Source organism: Sphaerimonospora cavernae (genome assembly GCF_042435035.1).
Taxonomy (GTDB): Bacteria; Actinomycetota; Actinomycetes; order Streptosporangiales; family Streptosporangiaceae; genus Sphaerimonospora; species Sphaerimonospora cavernae.
This window is the reverse complement of record NZ_JBHMQT010000003.1, coordinates 74,735-89,863: the sequence shown is the minus strand read 5'-3', so window position 1 is coordinate 89,863 and position 15,129 is coordinate 74,735. Positions and strand designations below refer to the sequence as shown.

General features: G+C 70.5%; 16 protein-coding genes. 15 read left to right on the top strand and 1 reads right to left on the bottom strand.

From position 1 onward, the window contains the following. The first annotated feature begins 85 nt into the window (after positions 1–85). The 14 genes from ACFHYQ_RS00870 to ACFHYQ_RS00805 all read left to right on the top strand — a co-directional run bounded on the left by ACFHYQ_RS00870 (position 86) and on the right by ACFHYQ_RS00805 (position 13,327). On the top strand, positions 86–1,948 hold the full coding sequence (locus ACFHYQ_RS00870; RefSeq protein WP_394299624.1) for an ABC transporter ATP-binding protein: 1,863 nt from the start codon (positions 86–88) through the stop codon (positions 1,946–1,948). Next, the gene (locus ACFHYQ_RS00865; RefSeq protein WP_394299104.1) at positions 1,945–3,738 is read left to right on the top strand and encodes an ABC transporter ATP-binding protein; all 1,794 of its coding nucleotides are present in this window, start codon (positions 1,945–1,947) and stop codon (positions 3,736–3,738) included. Before ACFHYQ_RS00870 ends, ACFHYQ_RS00865 begins: the two co-directional genes overlap by 4 nt. Before the next feature lie 62 nt (positions 3,739–3,800). Then, the gene (gene hisI, locus ACFHYQ_RS00860) at positions 3,801–4,181 is read left to right on the top strand and encodes a phosphoribosyl-AMP cyclohydrolase (protein ID WP_394299103.1); all 381 of its coding nucleotides are present in this window, start codon (positions 3,801–3,803) and stop codon (positions 4,179–4,181) included. Next, positions 4,178–4,798, top strand: coding sequence for a TIGR02234 family membrane protein (locus tag ACFHYQ_RS00855; RefSeq protein ID WP_394299102.1), 621 nt, complete (start codon positions 4,178–4,180; stop codon positions 4,796–4,798). Before hisI ends, ACFHYQ_RS00855 begins: the two co-directional genes overlap by 4 nt. A gap of 359 nt (positions 4,799–5,157) precedes the next feature. Then, the gene (locus ACFHYQ_RS00850) at positions 5,158–5,508 is read left to right on the top strand and encodes a CD225/dispanin family protein (protein WP_204010539.1); all 351 of its coding nucleotides are present in this window, start codon (positions 5,158–5,160) and stop codon (positions 5,506–5,508) included. Then, a complete protein-coding gene (locus ACFHYQ_RS00845; RefSeq protein WP_394299101.1) occupies positions 5,508–5,939 on the top strand; it encodes a DUF2752 domain-containing protein in 432 nt (143 codons plus the stop codon). The genes ACFHYQ_RS00850 and ACFHYQ_RS00845 overlap by 1 nt, the downstream gene beginning before the upstream one ends. A 171-nt stretch (positions 5,940–6,110) precedes the next feature. Next, positions 6,111–6,923: an indole-3-glycerol phosphate synthase TrpC gene (trpC, locus tag ACFHYQ_RS00840; protein WP_394299100.1), complete on the top strand. Its 813-nt coding sequence runs from the start codon at positions 6,111–6,113 to the stop codon at positions 6,921–6,923. Positions 6,924–7,023: 100 nt separating this feature from the next. Then, entirely contained in the window at positions 7,024–8,295 is a 1,272-nt protein-coding gene (trpB, locus tag ACFHYQ_RS00835) for a tryptophan synthase subunit beta (protein ID WP_394299099.1), read from the top strand. Between the two features lie 28 nt (positions 8,296–8,323). Then, a complete protein-coding gene (trpA, locus tag ACFHYQ_RS00830) occupies positions 8,324–9,118 on the top strand; it encodes a tryptophan synthase subunit alpha (protein WP_394299098.1) in 795 nt (264 codons plus the stop codon). A 192-nt stretch (positions 9,119–9,310) separates the two neighbouring features. Further along, entirely contained in the window at positions 9,311–9,913 is a 603-nt protein-coding gene (locus ACFHYQ_RS00825) for a DoxX family protein (protein WP_394299097.1), read from the top strand. Next, on the top strand, positions 9,910–10,659 hold the full coding sequence (locus ACFHYQ_RS00820; RefSeq protein WP_394299096.1) for a DsbA family protein: 750 nt from the start codon (positions 9,910–9,912) through the stop codon (positions 10,657–10,659). The genes ACFHYQ_RS00825 and ACFHYQ_RS00820 overlap by 4 nt, the downstream gene beginning before the upstream one ends. Positions 10,660–10,719: 60 nt before the next feature. Continuing rightward, a complete protein-coding gene (lgt, locus tag ACFHYQ_RS00815) occupies positions 10,720–11,748 on the top strand; it encodes a prolipoprotein diacylglyceryl transferase (protein WP_394299095.1) in 1,029 nt (342 codons plus the stop codon). Then, a complete protein-coding gene (locus ACFHYQ_RS00810; protein ID WP_394299094.1) occupies positions 11,745–12,467 on the top strand; it encodes a VIT1/CCC1 transporter family protein in 723 nt (240 codons plus the stop codon). The genes lgt and ACFHYQ_RS00810 overlap by 4 nt, the downstream gene beginning before the upstream one ends. Then, positions 12,464–13,327 (top strand): hypothetical protein, encoded by an 864-nt coding sequence (locus ACFHYQ_RS00805; RefSeq protein WP_394299093.1) that lies wholly within the window; start codon positions 12,464–12,466, stop codon positions 13,325–13,327. The genes ACFHYQ_RS00810 and ACFHYQ_RS00805 overlap by 4 nt, the downstream gene beginning before the upstream one ends. A gap of 153 nt (positions 13,328–13,480) precedes the next feature. On the opposite strand, the gene atpB is transcribed toward ACFHYQ_RS00805, so the two are convergent. Then, complete coding sequence (gene atpB / locus ACFHYQ_RS00800; protein WP_394299092.1) at positions 13,481–14,257, bottom strand: F0F1 ATP synthase subunit A; 777 nt, start codon at positions 14,255–14,257, stop codon at positions 13,481–13,483. Positions 14,258–14,359: 102 nt separating this feature from the next. On the opposite strand from atpB, the gene ACFHYQ_RS00795 reads away from it, so the two are divergent. Then, a complete protein-coding gene (locus tag ACFHYQ_RS00795; protein WP_394299091.1) occupies positions 14,360–15,124 on the top strand; it encodes a TetR/AcrR family transcriptional regulator in 765 nt (254 codons plus the stop codon). Positions 15,125–15,129: the final 5 nt, after the last annotated feature.

The window sequence follows — 15,129 nt, the reverse complement described above, 5'->3', positions numbered from 1 at the left end:
TCTTTCCCCCGATCGAGAGGAAGCACGCCGCGTGACCGCAGAGTCCACAGAGTCCGAGGAGCCGAGAGCGCCGGCCCGCTCTGTCATGCTCCAGGGCCTTCGGGTGATCTGGGTGGCCGTCAGGGCGGAGCCGGGCGTGTTCACCGGCGCGGTTCTCGCCAGCGCGCTGTACGGTGCGATGACCGTGGCCTCCTCCTGGGCGCTGGGCTGGGCGACCGACCACGCCGTGCTGCCCGCGTTCGGCGGGGACGGCGGTGACGGCGGCGACGGCGGAGGGGCGGCCACGGGAGCGCTGCTTCTCGCCGCACTGTTCATCGTCGGCGTGGCCGTGTTCAAGGCGGCCGGAGTCATGGGACGGCGCATCCTCGCCGGGATCATGCAGTACCGCATGCAGGCGCGTTCCAGGCGTGAGGTGACCCGGCAGTACCTGCGGCTGCCGCTCGCCTGGCACCACAGGCATCCCACCGGTCAGCTCCTGTCCAACGCCAACTCCGACGTGGAGGCGGCCTGGGGCCCGCTGGCGCCGCTGCCCATGGCCGTCGGAGTGATCGTGATGCTCGTGACGGCCGCCGTGGCGATTGTGTTCGTCGACCCCGTCCTCGCGCTCGTCGGATTCCTGATCTTCCCTGCGGTCGCCCTGCTCAACCTGGTCTACCAGCGCAGGCTGTCCCCGCTGGCGATGCGGGCCCAGCAGCTCAGGGCCGAGGTGAGCGAGGTCGCGCACGAGAGCTTCGACGGGGCGCTGGTGGTCAAGACGCTCGGCCGGGAGGACGCCGAGACCACGCGCTTCCAGGCGCGGGCCGACGAGTTGCGCGACGCGAACATCGCCGTCGGGCGGGTGCGTGGACTGTTCGACCCGCTGCTGGAGGCGCTGCCCACGCTCGGCGTGCTCGCCGTGCTGCTCGTCGGCGCGGCCCGCCTGGAGGCCGGCAGCGTGGCCACCGGCGACCTGGTCCAGGTGGCCTACCTCTTCACGCTGCTCGCCTGGCCGATCCGCGCGCTCGGCTGGGTGCTGGCCGAGCTGCCGCGTAGCGTCGTCGGCTGGAGCCGGGTGCGCGAGGTGCTCGACGCCACCGGTTCCATGACGTACGGCACCGCCGCGCTCGACGGCGCCGGTCCCGCACGGGTGACGGCCGAGAACGTGCGGTACGGCTACGACCCCGCCTCGCCCGTGCTGAAGGGCGTGTCCTTCCGGATCGAGCCGGGGCGGACGACAGCCGTCGTCGGGCAGACCGGTTCGGGCAAGTCCACGCTCACCCAGCTCCTGGCCCGCCTGATCGACCCCGACCACGGCGCGATGCGGATCGACGGGACCGACCTGCGCGAGGTGGCCAAGGGCGGGGTGAGCGGCGCGGTGGCGCTGGTCCCCCAGCAGACGTTCCTCTTCGACGACACCGTGCGCGGCAACATCACGCTGGGCCTCGACGTGCCGGACGAGAAGATCTGGGCGGCGCTGCGGCTGGCCCAGGCCGAGGGGTTCGTCAGCGCGTTGCCGTCCGGGCTGGACACCCGTGTCGGCGAGCGCGGCGCGACGCTCTCCGGCGGCCAGCGGCAGCGTCTCGCGCTGGCCCGGGCGCTCGTACGGGAGCCGCGGCTGCTCATCCTCGACGACGCCACCTCCAGCGTGGACCCTCAGGTCGAGAAGCGGATCCTGCACGGCCTGCGGGAGGAGTCGGCCGAGTCGACCGTGGTCGTGGTCGCGTACCGGATGGCGACGATCGCGCTGGCCGACGAGGTCGCCTACCTGGAACACGGCACGGTGGCCGATCACGGGCCGCACGATGAACTGCTGGCACGATGCGAGGGCTACCGCGCGCTGGTGACCGCCTACCAGCGCGAGGAGGCCGAACGGTCCGCGCTCGACGAAGCCGTCGCTGAGGCCGTCGACGAGGCCGTCGCTGAGGCCGTCGACGAGGCCGTCGACACTGACGAGGAGGTCGTGGCGTGACCGCCGTGGATGAGACCGGAGGGGAGACCCTGCGTGCGGCCGAACGGACCGCGGTGGAGACCATCCGCCATGGCCTGCGCCTGTCGCCCGAGCTCCGGCGCGGGCTGGCCGGGACCCTGGCGCTGGCCGTGCTGGCCACGCTCGGGAAGATCATCGTGCCGGTCGCGGTCCAGCAGGTGATCGACCGGGGGCTGCGCGGCGGAACGCCCGACGTGCCGTTCATCAGGAACGCCGTCCTCCTGTGCGCGCTGGCCGTACTGCTGACCGCGCTGTGCGGCTACCTGATGAACGTCAGGCTCTACCGATCCACCGAGTCGGGGCTGGCCACGCTGCGCGGCAAGGGTTTCCGCCACGTGCACGACCTTTCCGTGCTGACGCAGAACACCGAGCGGCGCGGGGCCCTGGTGTCGCGGGTGACCGGTGACGTCGACCAGATCAGCACGTTCATGCAGTGGGGCGGCCTGACAGTCATCATCGCGCTCGGGCAGCTCGTCGTCGCGACCGTGCTGATGGCCGTCTACTCCTGGCAGCTCACGCTGCTGGTCTGGGCGTGCTTCCTGCCGGTGATGTTCGCACTGCCCAGGTTCCAGCGCATGGTCTCCCGGGCGTACACGAAGGTGCGTGAGCGGGCCGGCGACGTCCTGGCCGCCGTGAGCGAGTCGGTCGTCGGCAGCGCCGTCATCCGGGCGTACGGTTCGGAGGATCGTACGGCCGAGCGGATCGACAGGGCGGTGAACGGCCAGCGCAAGGCGCAGACCCGGGCTCAGATGATCATCGGGTTCACGTTCCCGACCACGGAACTGGTCGCGGCCGTCGCCATCGCCGCGGTGATCATCCTCGGCGTCCACCTGGGCGTGGCCGGTTCGATCACACAGGGGCGGCTCATCGCGTTCCTGTTCCTGATCACGCTGTTCATCAGCCCGCTGCAGACCGCGACCGAGGTGCTGAACGAGGCGCAGAACGCGATCGCGGGATGGCGGCGGGTCCTGGGCGTGCTCGACACGCCGGCCGACGTGGCCGACCCCGCCGACGGCGTGACGCTGCCGCGCGGCCCGATCTCGGTCGCCTTCGAGCGCGTCGGTTTCGCCTATCCCGGCGGACCGCCCGTGCTGCACGACGTCTCGGTGGAGCTCACGCCGGGTACGCGGATGGCGGTCGTCGGGGAGACCGGCTCAGGCAAGACGACGTTCGCCAAACTGCTCACCCGGCTCATGGACCCCGCGTCGGGCCGCATCCTCGTCGACGGCGTCGACCTGCGCGAGGTCAGGTTCTCCTCACTGCGGGAGCGGATCGTCATGGTGCCGCAGGACGGCTTCCTGTTCGACGCGTCGCTGGCCGAAAACATCCGGTTCGGCCGGCCGTCGGCGTCGGACGAGGAGATCAGGCTCGCCCTGACCGAACTCGGCCTGGCCGACTGGCTCGACGGCCTCCCGGCCGGTCTGGACACCCCGGTGGGGCAGCGCGGCGAGTCGCTGTCGGCGGGGGAGCGGCAGCTCGTCGCGCTCGCCCGCGCCTATCTCGCCGATCCCGACCTGCTGCTGCTCGACGAGGCGACCTCGGCCGTGGACCCCGCCACAGAGGTACGGCTCGCGCGGGCGCTCGACGGCGTCACCCGGGGCCGGACCGCCGTGTCGATCGCGCACCGGCTGTCCACCGCAGAGGCAGCCGACGAGGTCCTGGTGTTCCAGCACGGCCGGATCGTTCAACGCGGCCCGCATGCCGAGCTGGTCGAGCAGGACGGCGTCTACGCCGACCTCCACGCCTCCTGGTCCTCCGCCATCGGCTCCTGATCCCCGTACGCGCTGTCCCCCGGCGTGGCGGGACGGTCGGCCGACTGCGGCAGAATTGGCCCATGGCCCTCGACCCGAAGATCGCCGAACGGCTCAAGCGCACGCCCGACGGGCTGGTGCCCGCCATCGTCCAGCAGCACGACACCGGCGAGGTGCTCATGCTCGCCTGGATGGACGACGAGGCGCTGCACCGTACGCTCACGACGGGCCGGGCGACCTACTGGTCGCGCAGCCGGGCCGAATACTGGGTGAAGGGCGACACCTCAGGGCACGTCCAGTGGGTCAGGCATGTGGCGCTCGACTGCGACGGCGACACGATCCTGCTCAAGGTCGATCAGGTGGGGGCCGCCTGCCATACCGGCGACCGCACATGCTTCGATGCCGATGTGCTCGAGTCGACCATGCCCGCGGTGAACGCTCCCGGCCCGGACCCGAGCACGTGACGGGTCCCGACACGGCGGCCCGTACGGCCCGGCGCTCACTGGTGATCTGGCTCGCCGTCTGTACGGCGGGCGCCGGCCTCGTGCTGCTGGCGGCCGGCCGCACCTGGGTCACGGCCGTGTTCGGCTCGGAACTCGGCCAGATCGGTTCGGGCAGGGTCGACCTCACCGGAGGCGATCTCGTGGCCTGGCTCACGCCCGCCGCGCCGGCGGCGCTCGCGGCCACGGTGGCCGTGCTCGCGACCCGCGGCCTCGCCCGGCGGGTGATCGGCGTGACGATCGCCCTCTTCGGTGTCGCGATCGCCGCCGCCGCCTGGGACGGGACCCGGGAGCAGACGATCGCCGACGCGGCCCGTGAGCACATCACGACGGCCCTGGTGTCCACCGGCTCCTACGCCACCGAGGGGCAGGCATGGCCGGCGGTCGCGGCGGCGGGCGGGCTCATCCTGGTGGCCGGGGGAGTGGCGACGGCGCTCAGAGGCGGGCGCTGGCCCGGAATGTCCGGTCGGTACGACCGTCCCGGAGGCGGGAGCCGTACCGCCGCGGGCGGCGGGGGGAAGACCGGCGAGCGGGCGATGTGGGACGCCCTCGACGAGGGCATCGACCCCACGTCTTCGTGAGCCTCTGACTTTCTGTGACTTTTTGACTTACAGACGGGCCGTGATGTCGTATAACCGAAAAAAGCAGCCCAGCAGTACCGTCTGGAAGTTTATGCGGGACCGGCTTTTGAGCCGTCTCAACATTTAGGTCACAAATCGCCCACAAAATGCGGTTTTATTCACGATTGTGGCTTGGTGTCGCTAAACTTCCGGCCGTCCTCAATGATCGCACAGGAGCCGGCCATGGGTAACGAATATCTGCCGAGCGGCACCGGAGACCTCGGTGTCCGGCCGCCCGGCGGCCAGTCTTCAGGCGGTTTCGCGGGCTAGCCCCGACCCGGGTTTCACCCGATCACCCCCCTTAGAACAGGAGCTCAGCAATGGCATATGACAACAACCCGGGCTACCCCCCGCCTCCGCCCGGTGCCTTCCCTCCGCCTCCGCCCGGCGGTCCCTTCGGCCCGACGCCGCCCAACAACCACCTGGTCATGGCGATCGTCACCACGGTCCTGTGCTGCCTGCCGCTGGGTGTCGTGTCCATCGTCTACGCGACCCAGGTGAACTCGAAGTGGGCCGCCGGCGACTACCAGGGCGCCATGGCCGCCTCCGAGTCGGCCAAGAAGTGGTGGTTGGCCTCGCTGCTCACCGCGCTCGTGCTGTTCGTGCTCTACATCATCTTCGTGGTCGTACTCGGCGCGATCAGCTTCAGCACCTCCGCCTCGCTGGACTGATGACATCGAACGTCTACGCGCGGCGCGGCATGGACCGGGTGCGGTCCGTGCTCGCGCCGTTCGGCGTGGCGGCGGTCACCGCGGCGGCGTTCGTCTACGTCGCATCCGTGGATCCGAACCACCCCGGGCACTATCCCACCTGTCCATTCCTTTTCCTCACCGGGCTCTACTGCCCGGGCTGCGGCACGCTGCGCGCGATGCACGCGCTGGGACACGCCGACGTGATCGCCGCGATCGGGTTGAATCCGCTCGCCGTCGCCACGGCGCCGTTCCTCGCTTTCTGGTGGGCCCGCTGGACGCTGCGATCATGGCAGGGACGGCCGGCGCGGACGAGCCTCGCGCATCCCGCTTACCTGTGGGCGTTCCTCGTCGCCGTGATCGTGTTCTGGATCGTGCGGAACCTGCCCTTCGGGCGCTTCCTCGCCCCCTGAGAGCCCCCTGAGAGCCCCCTGAGGACCACCGGAGAGCCCCTTGAGAGCCATCCAAGGACCCCTTGGGGCTTCTTGAAGGGCCCCGGAACGACCCGGTGGCCGAGCGGTGGGCCGCAGACCGATACCATCGCAGGGCAGGACAGAGCAGTCGACCGGAGGGACCCTTACGCCGTGAGCGTTCTCGAGGACATCATCCTGGGCGTCCGGGAGGATCTCGAAGACCGGCAGAAGATCGTGCCGCTCGACGAGCTCAAGGAGCGAGCGGCGCGTGCCCCGCAGCCCCGGGACGCCTACGCCGCGCTCGGCGGTGACCGGGTCTCGGTGATCGCCGAGGTGAAGCGATCGAGCCCGTCGAAGGGCGCGCTGGCCGCGATCGCCGACCCGGCGGCGCTGGCGGCCGACTACGAGGCGGGCGGCGCCCACGTCATCAGCGTGCTGACCGAACGGCGCAGGTTCGCGGGCACGCTGAGCGACCTCGCGGCCGTGCGTGCCGTCGTCGACGTGCCGATTCTGCGCAAAGACTTCATCGTCACCTCCTACCAGCTCTGGGAGGCCCGCGTACACGGCGCGGACCTCGCCCTGCTGATCGTGGCGGCACTCGAACAGCCCGCACTGGTCTCGCTGATCGAGCGGGCCGAGTCGATCGGCCTGGCCCCGCTGGTGGAGGTGCACACCGAGGAGGAACTGGACCGGGCGGTCGACGCCGGGGCGAAGATCATCGGTGTCAACGCGCGGAACCTCAAGACGCTCGAGGTGGACCGCGAGGTGTTCGCCAAGCTCGCACCCAAGATCCCGGAGGGCGTCATCAAGATCGCCGAGTCGGGGGTGCGTGGCCCGCACGACCTGCTGGCCTACGCGCGCGCCGGGGCCGACGCGGTGCTCGTCGGCGAGAGCCTGGTCACCGGCAGGGACCCCAGGGCGGCGGTCAACGACCTGGTGACCGCCGGCGCCCATCCGGCCTCCCGCCAGGACAGCGGACACTAAAAGGGACACCAGACGCAGGCGTAACGACAGCGCCGCTCCGCCGTACGGCACGGGGCGGAGCGGCCGCGTCAGGCGGAAGACGCACAGGCAAGGAGGCCATGTGACCGCGACGGAAGACACCCTGCGCACGTCCGCCAGTCCGGCGGAGGGGCGAACTTCCGCCGATTCGGCGGCGGGCGGGGCCCGCGGTGATGATCCGGACGCCCGCGGCAAGTTCGGCGTCTTCGGCGGCCGATTCGTGCCGGAGGCGCTCATCCCGGCATTGGACGAGGTGGCCGCCGAGTACGAGAAGGCCAGGAACGACCCCGCCTTCATCGGCGAGTTCGACCATCTGCTGCGGACCTACGCCGGCCGGCCGACCACGCTGACCGAGGTCCCGCGGTTCGCCGAGCACGCCGGCGGCGCGCGGATCGTGCTCAAGCGCGAGGACCTGACGCACACCGGCGCCCACAAGATCAACAATGTGCTCGGCCAGGCGCTGCTCACCAAGCGCCTCGGCAAGACCCGGGTGGTCGCGGAGACCGGCGCCGGCCAGCACGGGGTGGCCACCGCCACCGCCGCCGCCCTCATGGGCCTGGAGTGCGTCATCTACATGGGCGCCGTCGACTGCGAGCGGCAGGCGCTCAACGTTGCCAGGATGAAGCTGCTGGGCGCCACCGTCGTCCCGGTCACCAACGGCAGCCAGACCCTCAAGGACGCCATCAACGAGGCGTTCCGCGACTGGGTCACCAACGTCGACCGCACGCACTACCTGTTCGGCACGGTCGCCGGTCCGCACCCGTTCCCCGAGATCGTCCGAGACTTCGCCCGGATCATCGGCGTCGAGGCGCGCCGCCAGATCCAGGAGCTCACCGGCCGGCTGCCCGACGCGGTCGCCGCGGCGGTGGGCGGCGGCTCCAACGCCATCGGCATCTTCCACGCCTTCGTCGAGGACGAGGGCGTCCAACTCCACGGGTACGAGGCCGGCGGACGCGGGGCGGACACCGACGAGCACGCCCTGACCCTGACCACGGGCAGCATCGGCGTGCTGCACGGCTCGCGCACGTACGTCCTGCAGGACGACGAGGGCCAGACGATCGAGTCGCACTCGATCTCGGCGGGGCTTGACTACCCCGGCGTGGGTCCCGAGCACGCGTGGCTGAAGGACTCCGGACGGGCCACCTACCACGGCGTGACCGACGACGAGGCGATGGAGGCGTTCGCGCTGCTCGCCCGCACCGAGGGCATCATCCCCGCCCTGGAGTCGTCGCACGCGCTCGCGGGCGCGCTGCGGCTCGGCCGCGAGCTCGGCCCGGAGGCGACCATCCTGGTCAACCTCTCCGGCCGCGGCGACAAGGACATGGGCACCGCGATGAAGTACTTCAACCTCTGAGCGATCAGAACCGACAAAGGCGTTTGCGATGACGACTCTCCAAGCGGTGTTCGAGAAGGCGCGGGCCGAGGACCGGGCGGCACTGGTCGGCTACCTGCCGGCCGGGTTCCCCACCAAGGACGGCGCGATCGCCGCCGCGACCGCGATGGTCGAGGCGGGCTGCGACGTGATCGAGATCGGCCTGCCGTACTCCGATCCCCTGATGGACGGCCCGACCATCCAGGACGCGGTTCACCGGTCGCTGGCCAACGGCACCCGCATCGCGGACGTGCTGCGCACGGTCGAGGGTGTGGCCGGGACGGGCGCGGCGACCCTCGTCATGACGTACTGGAACCCGGTCGACCGCTACGGCGCCGAGCGTTTCGCGCGCGACCTGGCCTCGGCCGGCGGGGTGGGCACGATCACCCCCGACCTCACGCCGGAGGAGGCCGGGCCGTGGATCGAGTCGAGCGAGGAGGCCGGGATCGACACGGTCTTCCTGGTCGCGCCCAGCTCGACGGATGAGCGGATCGCCCGGGTCGCCGACTGCTGCACCGGGTTCGTCTACGCCGCCTCGCTGATGGGCGTGACCGGTGCCAGAGAGTCGGTCGGCGCCGCCGCGGAAGGTCTGGTGAAGCGGACCCGCTCGCACACCTCGCTGCCCGTCTGCGTCGGTCTCGGCGTCGGCAGCGGCGCCCAGGCGGCCGAGGTCGCGGCCTACGCCGACGGCGTGATCGTGGGCTCCGCCTTCATCCGCCGCCTCCTTGACGCGCCGGACGAGGCGGCCGGCCTCGCCGCGGTGCGCGAGTTCGGCCGCGAGCTCGCCGAAGGCGTACGGCGCTGAGCCGACGACGTTGAGCCGACGACGTTGAGCCGACGACGCTGAGCCCGGTCACGCCGGCCGGGCCGTCGTCCCAGATCGGGTACGACTTTCGCCTCCAGGTAAAGCCCCCGCTTACCACGTGCTTATCCGGCACATGGTGAGCTGGGCCCCGGTACTGTTCAGTGGGTGTTTGCCTAACGGGGCGAGGAGACCATGGTTCAGTTGGCGTCCGACGCACACGCGTCTGATCGGTTGCCGTCCGCACAGGGACCGCTGCAGTGGGTGACGACCGCGGCCCGGCTGGTGCTGGGCGTCGTGCTGATCGTCGCCGGGGCGCTCAAGGTCGGTGCGCCCGCCACATCGGTGCAGGCGGTCCGTGCCTATGAGCTGCTGCCCGAGAGCCTCGTCCAGATCGTGGGCCACGGGCTGCCGGCGGTCGAGATCGTCATCGGGGCGCTGCTGGTCCTCGGACTGCTCACCCGGGTGGTCGGGGTGATCTCCGGACTGGTGATGGCCGCGTTCGTCGTCGGCATCGCCTCGGCCTGGGCGCGCGGACTGCGGATCGACTGCGGCTGCTTCGGCGGCGGCGGGCAGCTCGCCGACGGGCAGGACCCGAACTACTTCTGGGATCTTCTGCGGGACTTCGGGCTACTGGCATGCGCCGCCTGGATCGTGGCGAAGCCTCCGGGCCGGCTCGCGTTGGACTCCGCGCTCGGCCTGACGGGCTCGCCGGCGCCGGACGACGACGCGGACGACGGTTCCGCCGACGCGGACGATTCCAGCAGTGAGCACGGCAGGCAGGGAGAGATTTCGTGAGCAAGCGGACGAGCGAGGCGGCCAGGGCGCGCATCGCGGCACAGCGTGAGGCCTACCGCAAGCAGGAGCGGCGCAGGCGGCTCACCATGGTCGTGACGGTGGGCGTGGTCGCCGTGGTCGCCGTCGGAATCGGTTGGTGGTCCATCGCGCAGAGCAAGTCGGAGGAGGTCGCCGGGAACCTGTCACCGATCGGCGTGCAGTCGGACGGCACGGTCGTGATGGCCAAGCCCGGGGTCACGAGTCCGGTGGTCGACGTCTACGAGGACTTCCAGTGCCCGGCCTGCCGGCAGATGGAGGAGACCAGTGGCCCGACGCTGAAGAACCTCGCGACGGAGGGCAAGGCCAAGGTCGTCTATCACATGATCACGATCTTCGGTCAGGAGCCGGCCAAGTCCAACTCACTGCGCGCGTCCTCGGCCGCCCGGTGCGTCGTCGACGGCGACAAGTGGCTGGCCTTCCATGAGAAGCTCTACAAGAACCAGCCGTCCGAGACCGCGACCGGTTTCACCCTTGATCAGCTCGTGAAGTGGGGCAAGGAGGTCGGCGTCACCGACTCCGGGTTCGAGAGCTGTGTGCGGGAGCAGCGGAACGTCGCCGCGCACCAGGAGTTCAGCAACAAGATCCTGGGTGCGAAGAAGATCCAGGGAACGCCCACCGTGATGGTCAACGGCAAGCCGCTGGACTCCAACACCTCGTTCGTGCCGAGCGCCCTGCGGGACGCCGTCGTCAACGCGGCCAAGGGCTGATCCGCATGAGTGCCGCGGTACGCCACGAAGCCGCTGCCTCTTACGGTAACGTCACCTGACATGCCCCTCCTCGCCTCGATTCCCAGCCCTTCGCAGGGGGTATGGAATCTCGGACCCATACCGATCCGGGCCTACGCGCTGTGCATCGTGCTCGGCGTCATCGTCGCCGTCTGGATTGGAGAACGCCGGTGGCGCGCCCGCGGTGGCGCGCCCGGCGCCATCACCGACCTCGCCGTGTGGGCGGTGCCGTTCGGTCTCGTCGGCGGACGTCTCTACCACGTCATCACCGACTGGCAGATCTACTTCGGATCCGAAGCGCCCAAGCGGCCGATCGACGCCCTGTTCATCTGGGAGGGCGGCCTCGGCGTCTGGGGCGCGATCGCCCTCGGCGGACTCGGTGTGTGGATCGCCTGCCGCCGCCGCGGCATCTCGTTCTCCGCCGTCGCCGACGCCGCGGCCCCCGGCATCGCCGTCGCCCAGGGCATCGGCCGGTTGGGCAACTACTTCAACCAGGAACTGTTCGGCGGACCGACCGACCTGCCGTGGGGGTTGGAGATCGATCCGGGCCGTCCCGGAACGGTGCCCGGCGTGGCCACCTATCACCCCGCGTTCCTCTACGAGTTGCTGTGGGACCTCGCGCTCGCGGGTGTGCTGGTGCTGGTGGGCCGGCGGTTCGCCCTGCGGTATGGCCGCCTGTTCGCGCTGTACGTCGCCGGCTACACGCTGGGCAGGTTCTGGATCGAGGGACTGCGGGTGGACCCCGCGCACGAGATCCTCGGCCTGCGGCTGAACCAGTGGACCTCGGTGGTCATCTTCGTCGCGGCCATCGCGTACTTCTGGCTGGCCCGGCACCGGAGTGGCGAGGAGCCTCTGGGGGTGACCGAGACCGCCGATGGGCCGGCGGACGGGTCGGCCGTAGACCCCCCCGCCGACATTCCTGTCGACCCCTCCGCTGAGGTCGGAGACTCCGGTGACCAGAACGCCGCCGGCACGGCGGGAAGCGATGCCCAACCGGACAGCCCGGAGCCGGGGGACGGCGCGGGCGGCCGGGTGTCCACGACTGCGGATGGCGAGGCCGGTAAGCGATGATGACCGAAGCCGGCGTGGGGGCGCGGGCCGAGGTGCACCACCAGCACCGTGACGTGACCGGAGGCTGGTTACGTCCCGCGGTCTTCGGTGCGATGGACGGCCTGGTCTCCAACTTCGCCCTCATCGCGGGTGTGGCCGGCGGCACCGCCGACGCCAAGATCATCGCGTTGGCCGGTGTGGCCGGACTGGCCGCGGGGGCGTTTTCCATGGCCGGCGGCGAATACGTGTCGGTGGCCAGCCAGCGGGAGCTGGCTCTGGCCGAGCTGGACGTCGAACGCCGGGAGCTGGAGCGGCATCCCGAGGCCGAGGAGGACGAGCTCGCGCTGCACTACCAGGCGCGCGGCGTGGACCCGGAGACGGCCAGGGAGGTCGCCAGGCAGATCTCCCGTGACCCGGAGCAGGCGCTGGCGGTGCACGCCCGGGCCGAGCTGGGCATCGACCCGCACGATCTGCCCTCACCGGTCCTCGCCGCCGTCTCCTCGTTCCTCGCGTTCGCCGGGGGCGCGCTGATCCCGCTCCTGCCGTACCTGCTGGGTGTCCACGGCCTGTGGATCCCGGCCGTCGTCTCGATGGCGGCGCTGTTCGGCGCCGGGGTGCTGGTCTCCCGCGTGACCGCGCGGAGCTGGTGGTTCAGCGGACTGCGCCAGCTCGTCGTCGGCGGCGTCGCGGCAGCCCTCACCTGGGGGCTCGGTACGCTCATCGGGGCCGCCGCCCTATGACGAAGCGTAAGCGCCGGTCGTCCGCGCCGGCGGAGCGGTGGGGCCTCCTCGCGGAGCTGGGGCTCACCGCCGGACAGCAGCGGATGGTGCTCTGGGGTGGTTCCGTCGTGGGCGTGCTGCTCGCGGCGCTGCTGCTCACCCTGATGATCGACAAAGTGGCCGGCGGTGAGAGGATGCCGGCCCGGGGAGCGGGAAGCCTCCTGGGCGAGGGGCGGCCGGAGAGCTACCAGGCATGGCCGTCTCCCAAGGAGTTCCGGCCGATCGCGGACCGGCGGGCCGACACCGCGCCGCTCACCACAAAAGAGGTCTTCGGCGCGCGTACGCTCACGGCCGGCAAGGTCACCCTGAAGAGGGTGGCGAGCCAGGCGGACCCCGGCTGCTCGGGCACGGTCTGGGGGGGCGGCCTGACCGATCTGCTGGCCACGTCCGAGTGCAGGCAGGCCGTCCGCGGTCTCTATCGGAGCGCTGACGGCGCCTACGTGGCCCAGTACACACTGCTCGATCTGGCCGACGTCCGTGCGGCCAACGGAGTGGTCGACGAACTGAAGTCGATGCATCTGGGCGGCTGGACGCTGCCGCTGGAGCAGGGCCGACAGGCCTTCCAGGGACACAGCGAGGCGAGCGGCCACGCGATGGGGCACTACGCGGGTCTGGTGTGGGTCGCCAGAGCCGACGGAGCCGAGCCGGGGGAACGAGACGACTTCGTCGCGCTCGGCCTGGCCGTACGGGGCGTGGAGAAGGCGCTCTATCGACGGATCGTCGCCGTCGCCGGGCTGCCCTCGGAGGCGCCGGACCCGGGATCGGCGCACGACACCGCCCAGCCGTCCGAGCCCGCCCCCACCGACCCGCCCCCCCAATAGCCCCCGTGATCTTGCGATTTCTCGCAGCGTATCCGGCTGACCTGCCCCGACGCCTTCCGTGATCTTGCAGAAACTCGCAGAGGGTGGGTTCTGCCTGCGGCTCAGCCATGCGTGATCTTGCAGGAGTGGAGCGGTTCGCCGTTCCCGGCCGCGTCAGTGCGCCGGGCGCAGTGAGTCGCCGATGTACATGGCGGCGAGCATGGTGAACAGAAACGCCTGGAGAAACTGGATGAACATCTCCAGCCCGGTCATCACGACCGCTGTGATCACCCCGGCGATGCCGAGCGGGGCTCCGAGAGCGGTGGGGTGGGTGACGAGGAACCAGAACCCCACCGCGCTGAAGAAGGCCAGCAGGAGGTGGCCGGCGAACATGTTCGCGAAGAGCCGTACGGCGTGGGTGAAGGGCGCCGTGACGAAGACGTAGACGATCTCGAGTGGCGCGTACAGCACGAGGGCCAGGGGCCTGGGGAGGCCCGGGGGGAACGCCATGTTCCTGAAGTAGCCGGCCAGGCCCTGATGACGGAAGCCGAGGTAGATCTTCAGCGCGTAGACGAGGAACGCCGACACGATCGGATAGGCGATGTGCGAGTTGACGGGGAACTGGATCAGGGGAAAGACCCCCATGAAGTTCCACACCAGGTTGACAGTGAACAGGCTGAGCAGCAACGGCATCCACCGGTCGGTGTCCCCGCCCAGGAACGGCCGGGCGATCTGGTCGCGCACGAACTCGTAGCCGTACTCGCCCAGGTTCTGCAGTCCGCGCGGGACCAGCCGGGGACGGGCGAAGGCGGCCCAGGCAAGCGAGCAGACCACCACGACGCCTAGCAGGGTGATCGCCACCGGCTTCGTCAGCCAGAAGGGCGCGCCGTCCCACAGGGGCGGGAAGTCGAACAGTTCGACCCCAGGTGCCCGGAATTCACCATCATGCATGCTCGCACGACCTCCATGAACATAAATTGAGTACGCCGTACTCGATTAAATCTAACTAACTAGGTACGGCGTACGCAATGCGGGGACGGCACTATTGGTGAGGTGGGTGCGGAAGAGGACGGCAGGCAGGCCCGGCAGAACGTGTGGATGCGGCCCGAGCGGGCGAGCCGGGGGCCGCGGCCCGGTTTCAGCCGGGCGCAGATGACGGAGGTCGCGATCCGGGTCGCCGACGCCGAGGGCCTGGAGGCGATCAGCATGCGCCGCATCGCCGCCGAGATCGGTTCGGGCACGATGTCGCTCTACCGATACATCTCCGGCAAGGACGATCTCATCGACCTGATGGTGGACGCAGTCGCCGTCGAGTACGTCCCGTCGGAGGAGTCCCTGACCGGCGGCTGGCGGACCGACCTGCGTGGCCTGGCCGTACACACCCGTGCCGCCATGCTGCGCCATCCGTGGACGGCGCCGCTGAGCGTGGCCAGACACAACTCCGGTCCCAATGGCATCGCGTCAATGGAGAAGGCGCTGCGGATGGTCGACGGCCTCGGCCTGAGCATCGACGGGATGATGACCGTCATCGGGGCGGTCGCCGCCTATGTCAGCGGCTTCGTGCAGGCCGAGCTCGCCCAGGCGGAGGCGCTGCGCCGTAGCGGTCTCACGCTGGCGGAGTGGATGGCCGGGCAGCTTCCGTTCATCCAGTCGGTGATCGCCGGTGGTGACTACCCGCTGTTCACGCGCATGATCAGTGAGGGGGGCCAGGACCTCGTCGACTCCGAGGACCGCTTCGCCTACGGCCTCGACCGCCTCCTGGACGGCATCGCCGCCCGTCTCCCCGCCTCCGGCGGGCCGCCTTCCGGCCTCGCTTGAGCCTG

Coding starts and splice junctions, on each gene's coding strand:
- ACFHYQ_RS00825 (WP_394299097.1), top strand. CDS start 9,311: ATGGTTCAGTTGGCGTCCGACGCACACGCGTCTGATCGGTTGCCGTCC.
- trpA (WP_394299098.1), top strand. CDS start 8,324: ATGACGACTCTCCAAGCGGTGTTCGAGAAGGCGCGGGCCGAGGACCGG.
- ACFHYQ_RS00845 (WP_394299101.1), top strand. CDS start 5,508: ATGACATCGAACGTCTACGCGCGGCGCGGCATGGACCGGGTGCGGTCC.
- hisI (WP_394299103.1), top strand. CDS start 3,801: ATGGCCCTCGACCCGAAGATCGCCGAACGGCTCAAGCGCACGCCCGAC.
- lgt (WP_394299095.1), top strand. CDS start 10,720: ATGCCCCTCCTCGCCTCGATTCCCAGCCCTTCGCAGGGGGTATGGAAT.
- ACFHYQ_RS00850 (WP_204010539.1), top strand. CDS start 5,158: ATGGCATATGACAACAACCCGGGCTACCCCCCGCCTCCGCCCGGTGCC.
- ACFHYQ_RS00810 (WP_394299094.1), top strand. CDS start 11,745: ATGATGACCGAAGCCGGCGTGGGGGCGCGGGCCGAGGTGCACCACCAG.
- atpB (WP_394299092.1), bottom strand. CDS start 14,257: ATGCATGATGGTGAATTCCGGGCACCTGGGGTCGAACTGTTCGACTTC.
- ACFHYQ_RS00870 (WP_394299624.1), top strand. CDS start 86: ATGCTCCAGGGCCTTCGGGTGATCTGGGTGGCCGTCAGGGCGGAGCCG.
- ACFHYQ_RS00805 (WP_394299093.1), top strand. CDS start 12,464: ATGACGAAGCGTAAGCGCCGGTCGTCCGCGCCGGCGGAGCGGTGGGGC.